At 66.7% G+C, this 20,601-nt stretch carries 13 protein-coding genes and 1 pseudogene; 7 read left to right on the top strand and 7 right to left on the bottom strand.

Going from position 1 to position 20,601, the window contains the following annotated elements:
* Nucleotides 1-84: 84 nt before the first annotated feature.
* The gene (locus tag QP140_RS08045; protein WP_284759053.1) at nt 85-351 is read right to left on the bottom strand and encodes a hypothetical protein; all 267 of its coding nucleotides are present in this window, start codon (nt 349-351) and stop codon (nt 85-87) included.
* Nucleotides 352-670: 319 nt separating this feature from the next.
* Between QP140_RS08045 and QP140_RS08040 the strand changes: the two genes are divergently transcribed.
* Nucleotides 671-1,750 (top strand): nucleoside hydrolase, encoded by a 1,080-nt coding sequence (locus QP140_RS08040; RefSeq protein ID WP_284759052.1) that lies wholly within the window; start codon nt 671-673, stop codon nt 1,748-1,750.
* 301 nt (nt 1,751-2,051) lie between these two features.
* Complete coding sequence (locus QP140_RS08035; RefSeq protein WP_392389294.1) at nt 2,052-3,455, top strand: MFS transporter; 1,404 nt, start codon at nt 2,052-2,054, stop codon at nt 3,453-3,455.
* 97 nt (nt 3,456-3,552) lie between these two features.
* Here QP140_RS08035 and QP140_RS08030 read toward each other — a convergent pair whose 3' ends face one another.
* From QP140_RS08030 to QP140_RS08015, 4 genes and pseudogenes are all read right to left on the bottom strand, one after another.
* A complete protein-coding gene (locus QP140_RS08030; RefSeq protein WP_148792257.1) occupies nt 3,553-4,128 on the bottom strand; it encodes a hypothetical protein in 576 nt (191 codons plus the stop codon).
* A 6-nt stretch (nt 4,129-4,134) separates the two neighbouring features.
* Nucleotides 4,135-5,673: pseudogene (locus QP140_RS08025) on the bottom strand (aldehyde dehydrogenase family protein); the annotation flags it as partial.
* A gap of 26 nt (nt 5,674-5,699) precedes the next feature.
* Entirely contained in the window at nt 5,700-6,308 is a 609-nt protein-coding gene (locus QP140_RS08020; protein WP_284759049.1) for a hypothetical protein, read from the bottom strand.
* Between the two features lie 18 nt (nt 6,309-6,326).
* Entirely contained in the window at nt 6,327-7,940 is a 1,614-nt protein-coding gene (locus QP140_RS08015; protein WP_284759047.1) for a GMC family oxidoreductase N-terminal domain-containing protein, read from the bottom strand.
* 116 nt (nt 7,941-8,056) lie between these two features.
* On the opposite strand from QP140_RS08015, the gene QP140_RS08010 reads away from it, so the two are divergent.
* Entirely contained in the window at nt 8,057-9,094 is a 1,038-nt protein-coding gene (locus QP140_RS08010; RefSeq protein ID WP_284759058.1) for a bile acid:sodium symporter family protein, read from the top strand.
* A gap of 19 nt (nt 9,095-9,113) precedes the next feature.
* Here QP140_RS08010 and QP140_RS08005 read toward each other — a convergent pair whose 3' ends face one another.
* Complete coding sequence (locus QP140_RS08005; protein ID WP_284759045.1) at nt 9,114-9,686, bottom strand: NUDIX hydrolase; 573 nt, start codon at nt 9,684-9,686, stop codon at nt 9,114-9,116.
* A 169-nt stretch (nt 9,687-9,855) separates the two neighbouring features.
* Nucleotides 9,856-11,277 (bottom strand): CCA tRNA nucleotidyltransferase, encoded by a 1,422-nt coding sequence (locus QP140_RS08000; RefSeq protein ID WP_284759056.1) that lies wholly within the window; start codon nt 11,275-11,277, stop codon nt 9,856-9,858.
* A 247-nt stretch (nt 11,278-11,524) separates the two neighbouring features.
* Here QP140_RS08000 and QP140_RS07995 point away from each other — a divergent pair, with 247 nt between their 5' ends.
* From QP140_RS07995 to QP140_RS07980, 4 genes are all read left to right on the top strand, one after another.
* Nucleotides 11,525-12,355, top strand: a complete 831-nt coding sequence (locus tag QP140_RS07995) for an NUDIX hydrolase (protein WP_284759044.1) — start codon at nt 11,525-11,527, stop codon at nt 12,353-12,355.
* Nucleotides 12,356-12,364: 9 nt separating this feature from the next.
* The gene (locus QP140_RS07990) at nt 12,365-15,280 is read left to right on the top strand and encodes a hypothetical protein (protein WP_284759043.1); all 2,916 of its coding nucleotides are present in this window, start codon (nt 12,365-12,367) and stop codon (nt 15,278-15,280) included.
* 107 nt (nt 15,281-15,387) lie between these two features.
* Nucleotides 15,388-19,788, top strand: coding sequence for a lipid II flippase MurJ (locus tag QP140_RS07985; RefSeq protein ID WP_284759042.1), 4,401 nt, complete (start codon nt 15,388-15,390; stop codon nt 19,786-19,788).
* A gap of 116 nt (nt 19,789-19,904) precedes the next feature.
* Nucleotides 19,905-20,591 (top strand): RNA polymerase sigma factor, encoded by a 687-nt coding sequence (locus QP140_RS07980; RefSeq protein WP_284759040.1) that lies wholly within the window; start codon nt 19,905-19,907, stop codon nt 20,589-20,591.
* The last annotated feature ends 10 nt before the right edge of the window (nt 20,592-20,601 follow it).

Below are 20,601 nucleotides of genomic sequence, written 5' to 3'. Positions count from 1 at the left end.
ACTTGAAATCCGTCATCGTTCCGTCCGTCCAATCTCCGCCAAGCATGCTCAAGCTTCACGATTTTTGCAACAGAGCCTGCCGATCTAACCGTCTAAATCCCTTTTATCTTCAAGGGGAGATAATAGGCTGAAAAAATCTAATGTCTGAGAATTATTCAGCGCATACAGCACGCAGCTATATACTTCGTCACTCAGTTCATCTAAATCTGAAACATTGGCACTCGCGCTGAATGAGATAGCGACCGTATTAACCTCAGTCGCATCCGGACTTCTTCCATCATCCCCCGTGGGAAGCTCTAAATTATATTCATTCCCTCGGTCAACCCCTTGAACGCAGTCAATTATTTCCATTACCATGGGACTATTTTTCAACGCCCTCAGTAACCGTGACTTGATTACGCTAAACCTTTGTGGGGAACACCTAACGTTGAGCTCCTCTTCAAATAACTGCGTCGTCAACTCTCTCAGTCCTTAATACAGTGGGCACAGCTAGCGGACGATGATGTCGTCGATATTCGTCACGGCGACAGGGCCAACAGCCTGGGCGATCGTTGCGAACAAGGGGCGTCCTGGGGGTCGGGCGCGGAGTATGCGCGGGGTGTGAAAGTGCGTGAGCAATATCCTAGCTTTCGCACCGCGTTCTCCCAGGTGCGCGTGGCACACTTGAGGTATGAGCACTTCTGCAGCCAATAACACCCAGCCGCGCAAGATCATCCTCGACTGCGACCCCGGCCACGACGACGCCATCGCCATGCTCCTGGCCTGGGGAAACCCGAACCTCGAGCTGCTCGCGGTCACGACCGTCGCGGGGAACCAGACCCTCGAGAAGGTCACCAAGAACGCGCAGGCGCTGGCCCGCGTCGGCGGGATCACCGGCGTGCCCTTCGCCGCTGGTGCGCACCGTCCGCTCGTCGGGCCGCAGCTGATCCCGGATGAGATCCACGGCGAGTCCGGCCTCGACGGCCCGCAGCTGCCGGAGGCTGGCGTGGAGCTGGAGGACACCCACGCCGTCGACCTGATCGCGCAGGTCATCGAGCGGGAGGAGCCGGGCACCGTCACGCTCGTGCCGACCGGCGCGCTGACCAACATTGGTCTGTTCGCACGCCGTTACCCGGAGCTCGTCTCCCGCGTCGCGGGTGTGACGCTGATGGGCGGCGGGCACCACACCGGCAACATGACCCCGTCCGCGGAGTTCAACATCCTCGCCGACCCGGAGGCCGCCGCGATCGTCTTCGACGCGGAATGGCCGGTCACGATGGTTGGTTTGGACGTCACCCACAAGGTGCTCGCGGTTCCGTCCCGCATGGCGCAGCTCAAGGCCGTGGGCACGGACGTTGCGGAGTTCATCGCGGAGCTTGTGGAGTTCTTCGGCGGCGCGTACATGAAGGAGCGCCGCTACCCGGGGCCGCCGATGCACGACCCGCTGGCCGTTGCGGCGGTGGCCGACCCGGAGGTGCTGCGCACCGTGGCGGCCCCGGTCGTCGTGGAGACCAAGGGTGAGTACACCCGCGGCATGACCGTGGTTGACCTGCGGCGCACCTGGGGCGCACAGGATCAGACGGCTGAGCAGCCGGGCGATCCTTCCGCGCTGTGCCGCACGGATGATTACGCCTGCGCGGGCATGGATACCTATGGCGAGCACGTGGAGCCGGTGCGCCACCGCGTTGGCGTGGACGTGGACGTGGATCGCTTCTGGAATCTGTTGGTTGATGCGCTGACCCGCATCGGTAACACCGGCTTCCGCAGCTAGCGCGGGGAGCGGGGCCGGGGCAGCGGGGCACGCCCCCTCCTTCACGTTTTGCAGAGTTTGATGTCGCTTTTGGGCGGATTTCCGGCAACAAACTCTGCAAAACACACATTGGGGAAGTGGGTCGAACCAGCGCGGGCCTGCAGCCAACATCACAGGAAAAAGTGTGGACTCGCACGAATCGCCCACTTATCCTGCATATATGAACGCAACTACGCCCCGCTCAGGCGGGCCTAATAACCCCGCCGCCGCGACCCCGGTCATCGACCCGGTGGATTCGCGCAAGGGCGGCCTGCCACTGCTCATGTTCGTGCTCATCACCGCGGCGGTGGCATTCCAGCTCAACGCCTCGATGCTCTCCCCGGTGCTGCGCACGATGGCCACCGAGCTCAACACCGACGAATCCGCGGTCGGCCTCACCCAGACCGCGTTCTTCACCGGTGGCGCGATGTGCGGCCTGTTCCTCCCACGCCTCTCGGACATCGTGGGACGCCGCCGCATCCTCGTCATCATGCTGGCCGTGATGTCGCTGGGTGGCCTGCTCGCCGCCCTCGCCCCGAACATCGGCGTGCTGATGCTGGCCCGCGCGCTGCAGGGTATTTCCGGCCCGACCATCCCGATGACGCTGATCATCCTGCGCAGCCAGGTCAAGGACGAGGTTCGCCTCGGCACGCTGATGGGCCTGATCGCCGCGATCAATGGTGGTGTGGCGGGTATCGACGTCCTGCTCTCCGGCTGGATGGCTGAGCACTGGGGCTTCCGCTCCGTGTTCTGGCTGATCTTCGCGATCGGTGCGGTGGCCACTGCAGTGGTCGCGATGTTCGCCCCGGAGTCCAAGCCTTCCGATAACGTCCGCATGGACTGGATCGGTGCGGCCGTCCTGGTGGTGTCGGTGCTGTCCATCACGCTGGCCGCGAACGAGGCCGGTAAGGGTGCGGCTGCGGACTGGCTGTACGTCATCGGTCTGGTGGCCGCTGGTCTGATCGTGTTCGGCATCTTCTGGCGCTGGGAGACCCGCCAGGAGAACACCGCTGGTGCCGCTCCGCTGGTTGCCCCGAAGTACCTGCGCCGCCGGGAGACCTGGGGTTTGCTGCTGACCACCGTCCTGACGATGACGGGTGTGTTCGCTGCCGTCAACGGTGTGGCACCGTCCCTGGCCCAGAACGCGGAGGCTGGTTTCGGCATGCGTGCGACGATGGCGTCCCTGTTGCTGCTGACCCCGTACGCACTGATCGGTTGGGCGGTGGGTCCCTTTGCGGGTCGCCTGGCGCCGAAGGTGGGTTATGCGAACCTGCTGCGCCTGTCCAATATCGCCTCGATGCTGCTGCTGTTCCTGCTGGCTTTTGTGGGCACGCGCTCGAAGATCGTGCTGATCGTGGGCGTGATCCTGCTGGGCGTGACCTACGCGGGTATCGGCAATATCGTGCTGAACAACCTGGGTGTGGTGAACTCGCCGCAGGATAACCAGGGCTTCCTGCCGGGCATGAACTCCGCGGCCTTCAACCTGGGTGCGGGTATCTCCTTCGCGGTGCTGCCGGTGTTCCAGGTGGTGGGTTCCCCGGAGGGCTCGGATTCCGCCGCGGGCTACACCACGGCCTTCTTGGTGGGTGGCATCATCCTGGGCCTGGCTGCGCTGACCAGCCTGTTTATCCCGAAGACGACCACGGCAGAGCAAGAAGCCGCAGCGCAGGAAAGCGCCACGGCTTAAGCATCCGAAAGGGTTCACGGGGAGCGGGGGGAGAGCGCGGGGGCGCTCGCAGTGGGAGGTGCGGGCCCCGGAAGGCGTGGGGGCCTCCCGCCCGGGGCTAGCGCCAAGTTGCTCGGTCCCAAGTGAAAGTTGTCACGCTCCTTTTGCGCAGCAGTGACACTAAATCCAAGTTGATCTGAGCATCGGCGTACTGCGAAAAGGAGGATGGACGAAACTCACCATCGTAGAACCGCTGGTTCACGAGGGGGTTTATGAAGTCCGATGGATCCCGATCCCGTTTCGCCGGCGCATTTTCTCGGTCAGCAAAGAAGCTGATATTGCCTGGATCGAGGATAAACATGTATCGCTGGGCTGAAACCAACGCTCCTACCGGCAAGGACAAGTCCCAGACGGCAAAGAGCTCCCGAATGGGGAACCGACTGTCGCTGATCCTGGTGTTGACATGGAGATTCAACAGATCGTGGCCACGATATTCTTCAGTGGTGACATCGTTGATCTCCCACAGGCCCTTTTCCAGCCAGTAGACGTCTTGATTTCCAGTATCTGCAAATCCTAATGCCAATTCATGCTGCCGAAACCGATCGAACACGATCCAGGGGTCGAATGGCGCGTAGCCTTTTCTCAGCTCGGCTCTCAGGACGATGGAGATGAAACCGTTGACGGGGGTAAACACTCCCGCCTACTTCTCCCGCTCTTCCCGTGCCTTTTGAGCATAGGATTCCAGCGAAGTCCCCAGCAGCCCGAATTTCGCGAGCTTCACCGGGGCGGGCTGCTCCGCGAAATAAGCCTGCAGCATCTTGCTGAACTTCTCGTACTTCTTCTCCGTGTACGGGTACCAGTTCGCTTCCAGGCCAGCGCCCTGGGAGCCGTCCTTATCCACGATGACGGACTTCGGGTTACACCAGCCACGCAGGCCCTCGGCACCCTTGTGGCGGCCCATCCCGGAGTCACCCACCCCACCGAACGGCAGCACCGGGGTGGCCTCGGTGGCCATGACGTTGTTGATGGACACCCCGCCGGCGCGCAGCGCCCCGGCCACCCGGCGCGCCCGGTCGATGTCCGCGCTCCACACGGAACCGGTCAGCCCGAAGGGCGTGTCATTCGCCCGGTCGATGACCTCCCGTTCCGAGCTGAAGCTCAGCACCGGGATCACCGGCCCGAAGGTCTCCTCCGTGACAACCAGCGCATCCTCCGGCACGTCGACCAGCAGGATCGGCGGGATCAGCGCGGAGCGGCCGTCCCAGTCCTGCCCGGTGAGCTGCCGCGCACCACGCGAAACAGCGTCCTGGACCTGCTCGTGAACCCGGTCGATCTGGAAGTCGACGGTCATGCGGCCCAGGTCGTTGTTGCGGGAATCCGTGTCCGCCTGCGTGAGCAGCCGGGCTTGCCGGACCAGCTCGGCGACGAACTCCTCCTTGATGCTCTCGTGGACGTAGAGCCGCTCCACCGAGGTGCAGGACTGGCCGGTCGCCGTCAGACCGCCGAACAGTGCGCCCGCGGCGGTGCGGGGGATGTCGACGTCCTCGAAGACGATCATGGGGTCCTTGCCACCGAGCTCGAGCTCGACGGGAATGAGCATGTCGGAGCACTGCTTCATGATCTTCCGGCCGGTCGCGCACGAGCCGGTGAACATGACGAGGTCGGGGTGCTGGTCGATGACCTCCGCGCCTGTGGCACCATCGCCGTAGACCACCTGCACCCAGTTCGGGGCGATGGCGGCTTCCTCCATGAGGGATTCGATCAGCCCGGCCAGTGGGGTGTGCTCGGAGGGCTTGTAGACGACCGCGTTGCCGGCAGCCAGCGCGGCGACGATCGGCACAATCGCCTGGAAGAAGGGGTAGTTCCAGGGCGCGATGACGAAGGCCACGCCGAGTGGTTCGTACCAGATCTCGGACTTCTTACCCATCATCGTCAGCGGGGTCTCGACCTTCTGCGGGGCCAGGACCTTCGCGGCGTTCTTCTCGTGCCAGCTGATGACGTCCAGCGCGCCGAACATCTCGGACATCAGGATGTCGCTGCGGGACTTGCCGGTTTCCTGCCACACGCGCTCGACGATCTCTTCGGTGCGGTTGACGATCACTCCGCGCAGGAGGCGGAGGTGTTCGAGGCGTTCCTCGACGCTCAGGGCGCGGATGGATTTCTGTGCTTCGCGTGCTCGTTCGACGACGCCCTCGACCTGGGCGTATTCGGATTCTGGGATCTGTGTTGCCATGGTGTGTGCTCCTTGTGGTTTCTGAGCGCGGGTTAGTCGCGTGGGTTCTGCGCGTCGGCGGCGGCGAGGGCGGCCTCGTAGGCCTCCTGGTTAATGGCGGTCTCGTAGCCGATGGCCTGGTGGATGTTCGGCAGCTGGTTGGGGTTGCTGCCCCGGGCGATGAGTGGGGAGTCGGTGAGCTCTTCACCCAGGCGCACCCCGAGGTTGGAGTAGTAGAGGCTGTGGACGACCCCCTTGATACCAAGGTTGGCCATGCGCATCAGCCCGGCGAGCGGCTCGGGGAACTTGGCATTCGCGTTGGCCATCGCCACGATCAGGCGGATCAGGGGAGTGGGCGCGTAGGCGCAGACGGTGGCGAGGACGAGGAAGGCGGTGCGGTCGTCGTCGTACATGTAGGAGAGCATGCGGTCGATGCCGGCGGCGCATCCGGACTCGGAGAAGGACGGTAGCGCCCCGCCGCCGGAGCTCAGGGGCCCGGACGTCGCGCCACCGGACGTCGCGGTCGGGGACCCTGCGCGTCCGGACGCGGCCTTGCGGGCAGGGACGCCGGGGATGACGACGTCGCCTAGCCGCAGCAGGCCCTTCATCTGCGTGGCGGTGAGCAGCTCGGTGGAGCGGGGGTTGAGGTTCTTGCTGGTCATGTCTGCTTTCTTCCTTCCTTAGCTCGCGGCGATGATCTGCTCGGCGGCCTTGAGGGACAGGGCGGCGATCGTGAGTGCGGGGTTGATGCCCGGCGCGTTCGGGAAGATCGAGGAGTCCGCGGCGTGGATGCGCTGGCTACCGTAGAGGGTGAACTCGGGGGAGACCACGCCCTGCTTGGCGCTGGCACCCATCCCGAGGCCGCCCATGAGGTGCAGGCCGATGCCGAACTGGCCGTGGAGGATTTCCTCCGCACCGGTGGCGTTGAAGATGTTGCGGATGGCGGCCATGCCGGCGTCGCGGCGGCGGGCATCCTCCCGGTTGAGCTTCTTCTTGATCACCGGGTTGCCCTTGCGGTTGATGGTGATTTCGCCGGGGTTGGTGTCGCGCACGCAGACCTCGATGCAGCCCAGGCGCGGGAAGTCCTGCATGATCTCCGCGTGGCGGGCGCCGAAGCCGGGCAACAGGAGGGCGATGTTGCCGGGGCCTGCGAAGACGTTCTCCAGCTTGAAGCCCTGGCGGCGGAAGCTCGGGTCGTCGGATTTGTAGTTCTGCAGGGGGCCGGCGAAGGCACGGACGTCCTCGGCATAGCGGCCCAGGTTCATGTACTGCGGGTGGGTGAAGAAGTTCTTGCCCAGGCTCGGCAGTTGCTTGCCGTAGCCGCTGCGCAGCAGCAGGGCGGTGTTACCGATCGCCCCGGAGGCCAGCACGACGCGCCGGGCGGTGAAGGTGCGCTCCACGTGGGGTTCGAAGTTGGTGGGCTTGCCGAAGCCGCGGCGGCCCTTCGGGGTGGCGTCTGCGGGCACGCGGGTGGTGACGGTGACGCGGTCGGGGTGCTCGGTGATGGTGCGTGCTTCGGCGCAGTCGATGAGGTGGAAGCCGTGCTTTTCTGCTGCTGGCAGGGCGGTGATGGCGGTGGACTGTTTGGAGTCGATGCCGCAGCCGCTGAGGCATTCCACGCAGCAGTTGCCGTCCTCGAAGCGGCAGTCGGCTTCACCGCGGCGCAGTGGGGCGTAGCGGTAGCCGTTGGCGTCGAAGCCGTCGGCGAAGTTCTTGGCGTTGTTGTTGCGCCACTCTTCGGGCACGTTCTTGAGGCTCATGTTTCCCTCGGCCCGGTCGTAGTAGTCGGCGAGGTGGTCCTCGTTGAGCCAGGAGACGCCGGACTGGTCGCGCCAGGAGGAGAAGGCGACGTCGTCGAAGCGGTCCATGAGGGCCTGGTTGACGATGGATCCGCCGCCGACAGCCTTGGGGCGGAGTAGGCCGAGGCCGGCGTCGGTGGTCAGTTCCACGCCGCCGCCCCAGAAGAGCTGGGAGCTGGAGTCGATCTCGGTGCGTGGGTAGGTGTGCCGGTCGTAGCGCTTGCCGGCTTCCAGGCCGAGGACGCTGAGGCCAGCGGCGGCGAGTTCGCGGGCGATGTTGAGCCCGGAGGTGCCGGCGCCGATGATGATGACGTCGTAGGTTTCTTGCGCCGCGGCGGTCGGGTCGATTCTTTCGGCGCTCGCGGGTGTGGCGCCTGCGGCGGGCGTGGTGGCGGCTGTTGCGGTGCCTGCCGTGCCCTGCGGTCCTGCGGACGCGTTCTGTGGTGCGCGGCCAGCTGCCGCGCCGGTGCTTTGGTCCCCTCGGTAATTCGTCATGAACGTTAGTTAACCCGACGAAACCCTCTGTGTATTCCATATTTGTGAAAAAGTCTTAAAGCTGCCCGCGGGGTGCAATTCTCCCCATGGCTGACGCGTCTGTGACGCGGGCTACAATGCCAAGAATGAGCGCCGATAACCCCGCCCCGAGCAAGCAGACGGTCCTGCAGAAGATCCTGGGCTACCGTCCGGATTTTTTGATTGTGTTGATCGTGCTCGCGGTGATCGCGGCGGTGATCGTGCCGCTGCGGGGGCAGGGCGCAGAGATCGGCAACTGGGTGGTGACCCTCGCCATCGCCTTCCTCTTCTTCCTCTACGGTGCGCGCTTGCACCCGCGGGAGGCGCTGGAGGGCTTGATGCACTGGCGGCTGCACCTGCTGATCGTCGCTTTCACCTTCGCGATCTTCCCGCTGATCGGCGTGGCGTTGCGGCCGCTGTCCGGGCTGATCGGCCAGGAGTTGTACCTGGGCATTTTGTTTTTGACGTTGGTGCCCTCCACGGTGCAGTCCTCGGTGGCTTTTACCTCCATCGCCCGGGGTAATGTGGCTGCCTCGATTGTGGCGGCGAGTGCCTCCAGCCTGCTGGGTGTGGTGCTCACACCACTGCTTGTGCTGTTGTTGATGTCCACCGCGGAGGGTGGTTTCCATATCGACGCCAGCACCTTCTACAAGATCGGCTTGCAGCTGTTCTTGCCCTTCGTGGTGGGTCAGCTGTTACGGCCGTGGGTGAAGGATTTCGCGGCCTCGAAGGCGACGAAGAAGGTGGACCAGATCTCCATCGGCCTGGTGGTGTATGTGTCCTTCTCCGAGGGGATCGTGGACGGGATCTGGTCGACGATCAGCTGGGTGAGCGTAGTCGGCCTGGTGGGTGGCTCGGTGGTGCTGGTGTGCTTGATGCTCTCGGCCTCCTCGTTCGCGGCCCGGAAGCTGGGCTTTAATTATGAGGATCAGGTGGCGATCCAGTTCGCGGGCACGAAGAAGTCGCTGGCCTCTGGTTTGCCGATGGCTGCGGTGATGTTCGGCGGGGGAAGTTTGGGGACGATGATCCTGCCGCTGATGATCTTCCACCAGGTGCAGCTGATTATTTGTTCCTTCCGGGCCTCCAGCTATGCCGCGAAGTACGAGGAGGCCCCAGAGCGCGCCACGACCTGGTAGCGGCTGCTTCGCAGCGGTCCTAGCTGCGCTTGAAGTAGCCGATACGGGGCCGGAAGCCCTGCGGATGCTTCAGCTGCGCGACGGCGTCCGCGATGATGAGGCGGAAGCGGGGCTTCATCGGGGGCAATTGGGCCACGGAGAACCAGCCGACGTCGGTGGATTCTTCGTCGCCGACGATGGGTTCAGCGAGTGAATCATAGTCGGGGAGTGTGGGGTCGAGGGGGTTGGCGTCCTTATCGGTGAGGACGCACCGCATCGCGGTGTCCATGTATGCGGTCTGGTCACCGTTGGGGTAGGTGACCTGGTCGGTGGCGCCGACGCCGAGGAGGGCAGCGACGGTGACGTATAGGCCGGTTTCCTCTTTGACTTCGCGGATGGCGGCGACGTGGGGTTCCTCGCCGGGGTCGACGATGCCGCAGACGGGCGTCCATTCGCCGTTGTCGGCGCGTTTGACGAGCAGGACGTTCGGGACTTCCCAGAGTGGGGCTTCGGGCGGGACTTCTTTGAGGACGATCGCGGTGATGCCAGGGAGCCAGAGTGGGTCGTTGCCGATTTTTTCGCGCAGGTTGAGGATGAACTCGGGGGTTGCCATGCCTGCAGTGTAGCTGGGTGAGCGGTGCGGTTGGGCGCTTAAAAATGACACATGGCAGCAGATGAGCTTGGGCGGAAATTTATAACGCACTGAACCCGGAGGAGCATATTCGGACTCATCCGGCCTGAAACTAGATCGTTTTCGCAGCTAGAGATGACGCTAACCTTCACTACCCCTGCTGCGCGTCCCACCAGGCCCGCAGCTCCGCAATGGCCTCGTCCCGACCCAGCGGCCCCCGATCCAAGCGCAGCTCCTTCAAAAACGCCCACGCCTGACCCACCTCCGGGCCCGGCTTCAAACCCAGGATCTCCATGATCTCGTTGCCATCCAGGTCCGGGCGCACCGCGGCGAGATCCTCCTTCTCCTTGAGTTCCTCAATCCGCCGCTCGAGGTCGTCGTAATTACGGCGCAGGCGCGCCCCCTTGCGCTTATTACGGGTCGTGCAATCCGCACGCACCAGCATGTGCAGCTTCGGCAGCAAATCACCCGCATCCGTCACATAACGCCGCACCGCCGAATCCGTCCACGCGCTATCCCCATAGCCATAGAAACGCATGTGCAGGAACACCAGCTGGGAAATATCCTTCACCAACTGCTTAGAAAACTTCAGCTTCCGCAGCCGGCGGCGCACCAACTTCGCACCCACCACCTCATGCTGGTGGAAAGTCACCTGGCCAGAATCCGTGAACGCCCGAGTATCCGGCTTCCCACAGTCGTGCAGCAGCGCGGCCCAGCGCAGCTCCAGATCCGGGGCCACACCATAGTTCTGCTCCTGCACCAGCGCATTGCGCAGCACCGTCAGGGAGTGCCAGTAGACATCCTTGTGCTGCTTGTGCTCGTCCTGAGTCATCCGCAGGCGCGGCAGCTCCGGAAGGACGAAGTCTGCCAGGCCAGCCTCCACCATCAGGTCCAGGCCCTCCCACGGGGTCGTGCCAAGCAGCAGCTTATTCAGCTCCACGGCCACGCGCTCCACCGTGATCCGCTGGATCTGATCCGCCATCGCCGCCATGGCCTCAGCCACCCGGGGGGTGACCGCGAAACCCAGCTGAGAGACGAAACGGCAGGCCCGCAGCATGCGCAGCGGATCGTCCCGGAAGCTCACCTCCGGGCTATCCGGGGTGTCCAGCACCCCGGCGGCTACGTCAGCCAGCCCACCCAGCGGGTCGCAGAACTCGTGCTCCCCGTCTGCGGAGAGCTTCAACGCCATCGCGTTCGCGCGGAAATCCCGGCGGACCAGATCGCCCTCCAGGGTGTCGCCGAAGGTGACCTCCGGGTTGCGGGACTGGCCGTCGTACTGATCCGCCCGGAACGTGGTGATCTCCACCTCCAGACCACCAACCAGCGCGGACACGGTGCCGAACTCGATGCCCGTATCCCACACCGTCTCGGCCATCGGCTCCAGGATCCCCATCACCGCATCCGGGCGGGCGTCCGTGGTGAAATCCAGGTCGTGGCTGAGGCGTGCGAGCATCGCATCGCGCACCGAGCCACCCACCAGGTAGAGCTCGTGGCCGGCTGCCTCGAAGGCCTGGGCCAGCCGACGCAGCGTGGCGTCATTGCGGCGCAGGGACTGCCACGCGGCCCCCAGCATTGCTGCCTCCTTGGCCTGCGTGCCCCCGGTTACCTCGGCAGCGCCCGCCCCAGCACCGGCTCGAGCACCGGCTTCCGCGGCAGCACCAGCCGTCACGCCATCTGCAGTCTCATTCGCCCTCGTAGTCACGCGCAATACCTTACTTCATAGCCCAACACCCCAACACCGCGCCGGCCGCCGCCACCGGCACGCCCAACCCCCGCCAGCGGTTCCCCCAAGCCCCGGCCGAGCAGCTACTATAAACAGAATGAACACGAACGACAGCGCCACCACGAGCAGCGGTTCGCCCCGCAGCACGCGCCGCCGTTCGCAGCACGACGAACAGCCGCAGCGCGAAAACCAGCACCGCCCCAAAAACGCCAAGAACGCGAAGAACAACCGCAAGGGCAAGGGCCGCGGCAACCAGCAGGGCCAGCAGAACCAGCAGGGCGAAAACAACCGCACCAGCACCCGCAACAACCGTGGCTCGAACCGCGGCAGCCGCTCCGGGGCTGGCCGCAACAACCCGAAGCGCACCGGCACCCGGCGCGCCAAGCAGGGCAAGCAGAACCGCACCCACCTGGAGCACTCCGACCTGCCGCTCTCTGTGGAAACCTCCGCGGGCGGGCTCGTCCTCACCGGCCTGGCCGAAGCCGTGCGCCCCAACGGCAGCGTGGACATGTCCAAGATCTACGCCGCCCTCATCGGCCGCGTCGACCGCCGCGGGCGCCTCCTGTGGTCCATGCCCAAAGGCCACGTTGAAGAGCACGAATCCCACCGCAGCACCGCCGAACGCGAAGTGTGGGAGGAAACCGGCATCGCCGGGACCGTCATCGACGAGCTCGGCACCATCGACTACTGGTTCGTCTCCGAGGGCACGCGCATCCACAAGACCGTCCACCACCACCTGCTGCGCTACGTGGACGGCGAGTTCAACGACGAAGACCCCGAGGTCACCGAAGTCACCTGGGTTCCCGTGAACAACCTGGTCGAACGCCTCGCCTACGCCGACGAGCGCCGCCTGGCCCGCCGCGCCCTCGACACGCTGCCGAACCACGCCCGCGCGGAAGCGGAAGCAGGCCGCGCCACCCCGCGTTAGGAGGGCTGCATGGCTGCCAAAATCCGCCCCGCCACCGCCCTCGCGCTCGGCTCCCTCCTCTGCGCCGGGTGGGTCACCGCCGTACCCGGCCCATTCGCTGGCTCCGCACTGCCCGCCGCAAACGCCCTGCCCGCAGCCTCCGCCCTGCCTGCCGCAAACGCCCTGCCCGCAGCCTCCGCACTGCCTGCCGCGGGCGCCCAAACCCCCGAGCACACCACCACCTTCCACCACGCAGAGGCCACAGACTGGGCTAACCCCAACGCCCGCTCCACCGACCCCGACCGGGGCATTAACCTGCAGGTTCGCAACATCAGCCCGCGCTTCCTCAACCCGGCGGACACCGACCCGCAGACCTACACCCTGCGCATCCGCAACACCAGCCCCGGCACCATCCGGGGCCTCACGCTGAGCCTGAAAACCGCGCCCGCCGCCGGCAGCCCCGCCCAGGTCCGCACCTCCCTGCTCTCCAACAGCGGCGAGTACCCGCACAGCTCCCCGGCGCGCCCGCTGCAACGCAGCAACGGCGCTGAGGTTTCCCTGGGGCCGGGCGAAACCGCCGACGTGGACGTCCGCCTCTTCCGCGACCCTTCCTTTCAGGACGACGCCACCACCCCAAACCCCGAGAACCCCAGCGGCGAAACGGCGGGCCCAGCTGGGGCCTTGGCGCCGATGAGCTTCGGGCTGCCGGATGCCGCGCAGGCCGGAACCTACCCGCTGATGTTCACCCTCGGCGGCACGCCCGGGGCCGCTGATGGTGCCGATGGTGGGGGAGAGGCCGCTGGGAACCAGGCAGCACAGGGGGCGGAACTGCTCGCGGTGACTCGCGCGACGGCCGTCGTCACCCCAGAAGAAAAGAAGAACAAGGAAGAGGGCAGTGGCACCTCCGGCACCCCGCTGACCTTCCTGTGGCCCATCGGTGGCGAAACGCACGCCACACCCGGCGCGGTCGGGGACGCCCCCGAGCCCGCCGAGCTCTACCTCAACGAAGACTCCCTCGGTGAGCAACTGAAGGAAGGCGGGCGGCTGCGCACCCTCCTGGACAGCTACCGCACCGCACTGGACGGCCCACAGGGCACCAAGATCCGCGAATCCAGCTGCCTGGCGATCGACCCCGACCTCCTGCAGACCGTGGAGCGCATGGCCGGCGGCTACCGCGTGGGCGGGCGTGTCCCAAAGCCCGTCGAGGAGCGCAAGCGGCTCCGCGACTCCTGGGGAGACATCTTCAACACCAAAGATCGCTCCGAACCCGGCACCCACGATAAGGCCGCCGCTGCCTGGCTCGGCGACCTGCGCGACACCACCAAGGAGAGCTGCACCGTCGCGCTGCCCTACGGCGGGGCGGACATCAACACCACCGCCCAGGCGACCGGACCCACCAACCCGGAGGCCGCGGCAGGGCAGGCCAATGGCGCCGCTGCCAGCGGGGATGCGGCCGGTGGTGCCGCTGGAGCAGATACCGGCGTGGCCGAGGAATCCACCAGCGCGGCCTGGCTCAGCATGCACGCCCTCGGCCGGGGTGCTGCCACCATCCACGAGATCCTCGGCACCACCCCGGTGGCCAATATCGCCATCCCCAGCAGCGGCTACCTCACTCCCGAAGCCCTGCCGTACCTCGCCGCCGCGAAGGTGGACCCCGCATCGGAGGAGGCCGACCTCTCCCGCCGTTTCGAGAACACCCTCAAAGGCCAGGCGCTCCTGCCCACCCTTGACCCCAAGGCACCGGTCACCGCGCTCGTCGCGAATAACACCGTGCTCACCCAGCAGCCCGCCCAGACCCCCGAGGCTGCGGGGGAGCAGGCAGGGGACGCGCACGACCCCGCAACCCAGCAGGCTGACCAGCAGTGGAACGACCGCCTGCTGAAGCTCAACGAGGCCGGCAGCCTCCGCGCGCTGCGCTACTCCGGCGACCTCGGCACCGTCCTGGCCGCCACCGGTGCCCACCCGGACACCACGGGCTACTCCAACCCCCAGTCCCGCTTCGACGCCAACGCGGACTCCGAGGCCACCCGCATGTCCAGCGCCCTGGCCGTGCTCCAGCAGGAACTCGCCAGCCCCGAGCCGATCCTCGCCGTCCCGCCGGGCCAGTGGGAGGTCAACGGGCAGGACGCCACCGCCCTCCTGGACTACATCGAGCAGGCCTTCGCCACCGGGCAGGCCACCCCGGCCTCCCTGGCCGATGCGCTGCGCCCCCGCGGCCTGAGGAACTCCGAACTGGCACTCGGGGAGGTCACCCAGCCCTTCGCCGACCCCGGGAAACCCACCGAGGCACTCGCGCCACAGCTGGCGACCCTGGCCGACCGGATCCGCAGCCTCACCCTCATGATGGCCAACTCCCGGAAGATCGCGCTGACCCGCGAACAGTTCACCCGCCCGATCCTCGCCGATCTCGCGCGAGCCACCAGCAACTACGGCACCCGCAACCCCGCCGAGCAGGACGGGGCTAGCCAGCGCGCCGCCGCCCGCGTCGCCGGTGCGGCAGAGACCGCGGACACCCTGCGCAACTCGGTGACCCTGCTGCCACCCGGCAACGTCTTCACCCGAACCTCCGAAGCCGCGCCACTGATCGTCGCCGCCCAAAACGGCCTACCGCTGCCTGTGCCGGCGAAGATCCGCTACCGCGACACCCTCGACGAGCACGCCGGGCACCCCGCCGAGATCCTGGAATCCGAGTCGCAGATGATCCCGGCGCGCGGCTCCCTGACCGTGCCCATCGACCTCGGTGCTGCGGATAGGCGCAGTGATCTGGACCTGTGGCTCGCCAGCCCCAAAAACAAGCGAATCAGCGACTCCGTGCAGGTCAGCGTGCACTCCAGCCCCAATATCCCACTGGATAAAATGATCCTCCTGCTCACCATCATCGCGGGCGCGGGCATCGGCGGGAAGATCCTCCTGGACCGCAGGCGCCGCCGCACCCGCCGCCGCTAGGGCCGGCGCTAAACGCCATCACACACCGTGTAAAACCCGTCACAGGCAGCGAAAACCCGCCCATAGAACGCGTTTCTAGTTAGGAAACGCACCCAATCTCGGCGAAGATGGATTCTGTGACTAACCCAGACGTTCCCGAGGATTCCGCTGACAGCGCAGGCCACGGCAGCACGCCACCGGCCAAACCGCCCGTAGGCCAGCGCGGCCGCTTCATCGAAGCCCGCCCACCCGCGCTAGCCCCCCAGGCGCGCGAAGAAGCCGACGCCCCGGAAACAACGGACGACTACTCCTCACTGAGCGTCGCCCCCTCCCAGCACGGCCAGGAACCCGAAGAGACCACCCCCGAGGCCCCAGCCGCCCCGGCCGTGGACTTCCGCCGGCCCGCCTCGGAGATCCACCTGGCCAACGAGCGCCACGCCTATGACCACTACGAGTTCGGCCTCGCCGGGGAACTCGGGCACTCCGCCGACCCCGGGGCAGACCCCGCAGGCCGCCAGTACCGCGCCAGCTCCCAACCGACCCGCGCCCGAGCACTCGCCGGCGCTGGGGTCGGTACAGCCAGCGCCGCAGGCACCCGTACCGCCACCACCGGCGGCGAGCCCGCAGCCACCGCAACCACCGGCGGCGGTGACGTCCCACCGGAGGAAGAAACCCCAACGGACCGCACCGCCGCAGCCGCGGCGGAACAGGATAAGCACAACGAACAACCCTCGGACGCCGACGTCGTCCGCACCGGCGGCTCCATGGCCATCGCGACCCTCCTGTCGCGCATCACCGGCTTCCTACGCACCGTCCTCATCGGCTCCGCGCTGGGTGCGGCCGTCGCCTCCGCGTTCAACACCGCGAACACCCTGCCGAACCTCATCACGGAGCTCGTCCTCGGCGCGGTGCTGACCTCCCTGGTCGTCCCCGTGCTCGTCCGAGCCGAGAAGGAAGACCCCGACCGCGGCGAAGCCTTCATCCGAAGACTGCTGACGATGACGTTCAGCATCACCGTCATCATCACCCTCCTCGCCGTTCTCGGCGCCCCCTGGCTGATCAAACTCACACTCGACCAAGACGGCCAGGTCAACGTCCAGATGGCGACAATGTTCGCCTACCTGGTGCTCCCGCAGATCTTCTTCTACGCCATGTTCGCCGTGTTCATGGCCGTGCTGAACACCAAGGGAGTATTCAAACCCGGCGCGTGGGCGCCCGTGGTCAACAACCTCGTGACCATCACCGTCCTCGGCGGCTACCTGCTGCTGCCCGAGGACACGAAGCTCCAGCCCACCGACCACGTCACCATCAGCGACCCGCACGTACTGCTGCTGGGGCTCGGCACCACCCTCGGCGTGGTCTTCCAGGCGCTCATCATGGTGCCCTACCTCCGCAAGGCGGACATCAACCTGCGGCCCCTGTGGGGCGTGGACGAGCGCCTGCGGAACTTCGCCAGCATGGGCGTGGCCATCGTGCTCTACGTGGCGATCTCCCAGGCCGGTTGGGCGATCAATAACCAGATCGCCTCCAGCGCGTCCGGGGACGCCCCGACGATCTACATGAACGCCTGGCAGCTGCTGCAGATGCCCTACGGCGTCATCGGTGTCACCCTGCTGACCGCCGTCATGCCACGGCTATCCCGCAACGCCGCCGACGGCGACGATAAGGCCGTGGTCCGCGACCTCACCGTCGCCACCCGCCTGACCATGTTCGCGATGATCCCCATCATCGTGTTCATGACCGCATTCGGCGGAATCATCGGACCAGCGCTATTCGCCTACCGCTCCTTCTCCATGGAGACCGCCAGCGTGCTGGGTTGGACCGTCTCCTTCTCCGCCTTCACACTCATCCCGTACTCCCTGGTGCTGCTGCACCTGCGCGTGTTCTACGCCCGCGAGGAGGTCTGGACCCCGACCTTCATCATCGCCGGCATCACGATCACCAAGATCGCGCTGGTTTCCATCGCGCCGTTCATCGCCACCGAGCCGCGGCTGGTGGTGGTGCTGCTGGGGGCCGCCAACGGCTTCGGCTTCGTCACCGGCGCGATCATCGGCGTACTGCTGCTGCGCCGCTCCCTGGGCAACCTCAACTCGCGCGAGGTCATGCGCACCAGCCTCTGGGCCTTCGGCGCCTCCCTCGTCGGAGCGCTCGTCGCCTGGCTGGTGGACCTGGCTCTCACCAACACGATCATCACCCCCGGCCAGAACCCGGGCTTCCTGATTCGCCTGCTGATCACCGGCCCGGTGTTCCTCATCGCCACCGGCGTGGTCATGGCGCGCTCCAAGCTGCCCGAGGTTCTCACCGTCGGCTCCGCGCTCTCCCGCGTCCCCGGTATCGGCCGTTTCTTTTCCGGACGTCAAGCCGAGGAGGAACTGGGCTCCGCCGCAGAACGCATGGTTCCCGCCCCGCTGGGCCCCGCAGAGGCTGCCCGCGAGGCAGCCGTGGCCAACTCCCTGCTGCCGCCCCTGCCGCCACTATCCGCAGGGCGCGTGCGCGGGCCACGCCTGGTGCCCGGCGCGCCGATCCTGGACGGACGCTACCGCCTGCTCGCCGACCACGGTGGCTCCACCGCAGCCCGGTTCTGGCAGGCCCAGCGCACCGCCACCGGGGAACTGGTTGGGCTCACCATCCTCGACCCGCTGGCAGCGGTGCGCCAGGGCAAGCGCCCCGGCGAATACGTGCCGAACCAGTCCCGACTGGTGATGCAGGTGAAGCAGGAGATGTCGCGCAAGTCCCGCGCCATGATGGAGACCCAGGAGGCCGCCCTGGCGCGCGCCGGTGAGGGGGCCGAGGATGGGGCGAACCCGCTGGCCGGGCTCGCGCAGATCCAGCAGGTCATCGACAGCCCCGGCAGCGTGGTCGTGGTTTCCGATTGGACCGACGGCTCCGCACTCTCCGCAGTCGCGGAGTCCAGCCCGGACCCGCTGGCCGTCGGCTTCGCCGTGGCCGACCTCGCCGAGGCCGCCGCGGAGATGCACGACCACGGCCTGGCCCTCGGCGTGGACCACCGCGACCGCATCCGCATCAGCACCGCCGGGGGTGCTGTCCTCGCCTTCCCCGGCTACCTGCCGAATAACTCATCCGCGCAAGACATGCAGGGCATCGCAGCCGTCCTCGAGCTCCTGCTGGCCAACGTGCCGGTCTCGGAGATCCCGAAGGAACTGCTCGCCGAATCCCTGGCCGCCAGCAACCTCGACGCCGAACAGCGCGCCGCCGTCATCAGCGGCGGGGCAGCCAACCCGGCCACCGCGCACGCCGACACCACCGATGCGGACGAAGACGAAGCCGCAGACGGCGACGTCGCCGGCGACCGCGACGAGGGCGACGTCCCACCGAATCCAGCGGACCGCGACCCCCGCGAGCTGGCCACCAGGTTGCGCTACCTCACCTCCGGGGAGCTGGCGATCAACCCGGACGAAGCGCCGACCCCGCAGGTCCAGAAGACCGGCTTCGGTGTGCGCCAGGCGCGCCTGCAGCACGTCGCCGTCATCGGCGGCATCGCCATCGGCTCCGCCCTGCTCATCGCCGCGCTCGTCGCCAGCCTGCTCAGCGTGGTCGGCGGGGGACGGGAAGACTCGCCGCTATCCACGGACTCCATCCGCTCCGGCGCGGAGGGCATCATCAAGCGCGAGCCGACGATCGTGCCGATCCGCAACGTCCGCGAATGGATGCCCACCGGCGCGAAGGGCACCCTCGACGCACCCGAGGACGCCCAGCTGATCACCGACGGGCGCGCGGCGACGAAGTGGCAGTCCGACTCCTATCTCAGCCCACTGGGACGCACCCCGGAGGCGACGAAGGAGGGCATCGGACTGCTCGTGGACCTGCCGACCGACACCCGCATCCACGCACTGCAGCTGGAGGGGCTCGCACCCGGCATGAAGGTGGAGCTGCGCCGCGTCGACGAGGCCACCGCGCCGACCGACCCAGCTGCACCGAGTGGGGCAGCCATCCCGAACAAGGCGGGCGCCAAGGCCTCCGCCCAGCCGACCGCCTCGGAGGAGCCGAGCGCCGCGGAGGCCACGCCAGAGGGTGAGGCGACGGCCACCCCGACCAGCGGAAACCAGTCCGCCAACCTGCGCAAGGTCCCGCTCACCCTGGACGAGACCACCTCGCTGGGCACCGTGACCGCCACCGAATCCACGATGAACGTGGAGTTCCACGGCGAGGACGGGCAGGACGTCCTCGTGGGCCAGGGTGCGAACCAGAAGCTGCTGAAGGCCCTGGCTGCGGTCAAGGCCAAGGAAGCAGCGAAGGCTGGCGACGCGGAAGGTGCCGGGTCCGATGCGACGTCCAAGGAGGAGGACGCCGCGAAGAAGGAACAGGGCACCAAGCCGATGAAGCAGCTGCTGATCTGGATCACCCAGCTGCCTGAGGCCGACGGCCGCGCCACCGTGGGCGAACTGCGGGTCATGGGCACCTGGCAGGGCCAGAACCGCGTGGATGAGACCAGCACCGCGCCAAGCAGCCCGGCGCGGGGGAGTTCCGCGCGGGGGAGCGCACGCGCTTATCCACAAGAGCGGAGTTAACCCCGCTGAGCCGTCCACAGCTTTGAGCGCCCCGGCGCCATCGACATCACGATGGTCGGGGCGCTCATTAGTGTCTAAGCCACGATCCAGGCTCACCAGGGGAAAGGGGAGGGGCCATGAGGGCACCAGTCACCGACACACAGCACAGCAACGCGCCGGATAGGGCGTTGGACGCTACGGCGGCCACCACGGCGACCAGCACGTTGGCCAGCACACCGAGTAACGCGGGGGACGTGACGCACACCAACGCGCACCGCACCGACCGGGAACTGCTCGCCGAACACATCGCCGGCGACCCGCTCGCACTCCACACGCTGCTGGCCCGCCACGAGGTCCGCATGCACTGGGCAGAACGCGCCGCGGGCGTCCCGGAGAGTGAACTGGCGGACGTCCACCAGGAAGCCGTCCTGAAAATCCACCGCCGTGCCGCCACCTTCCGCAACCGCTCCAGCGTCGTGACCTGGATGGTGACCATCGCGCACCGCACCGCCCTGAACTTCGTGACCGCTCAGCACCGGCGCGGGCACCGCCACCGCGAGGACATCAGCGACTGCGAACGCGACCTGCCGACCTCGCACGTCGCACCGAACCGCGAGCTCAGCGTTGACCTACACAACGCGTTGGCCAGCATCCCGATCCTGTTCCGGCAGACCGTCGTGCTACGCGGAATGCTCGGCTATTCCATCTCCGAGATCTCCACGATGCTCGACGTCGCGCCCGGCACCGTGAAGTCCCGCTACTCGCGGGGACGTCGCCTGCTGCAGGACCACCTCGTGCTCGCGGACTATGCCGACCACCCCTGAGCTGGGAATA

The organism is Corynebacterium sp. UMB9976 (genome assembly GCF_030212265.1).
Lineage (GTDB): Bacteria > Actinomycetota > Actinomycetes > Mycobacteriales > Mycobacteriaceae > Corynebacterium.
The sequence above is the reverse complement of the archived record's forward strand: the minus strand, read 5'-3'. Positions and strand labels throughout refer to the sequence as shown.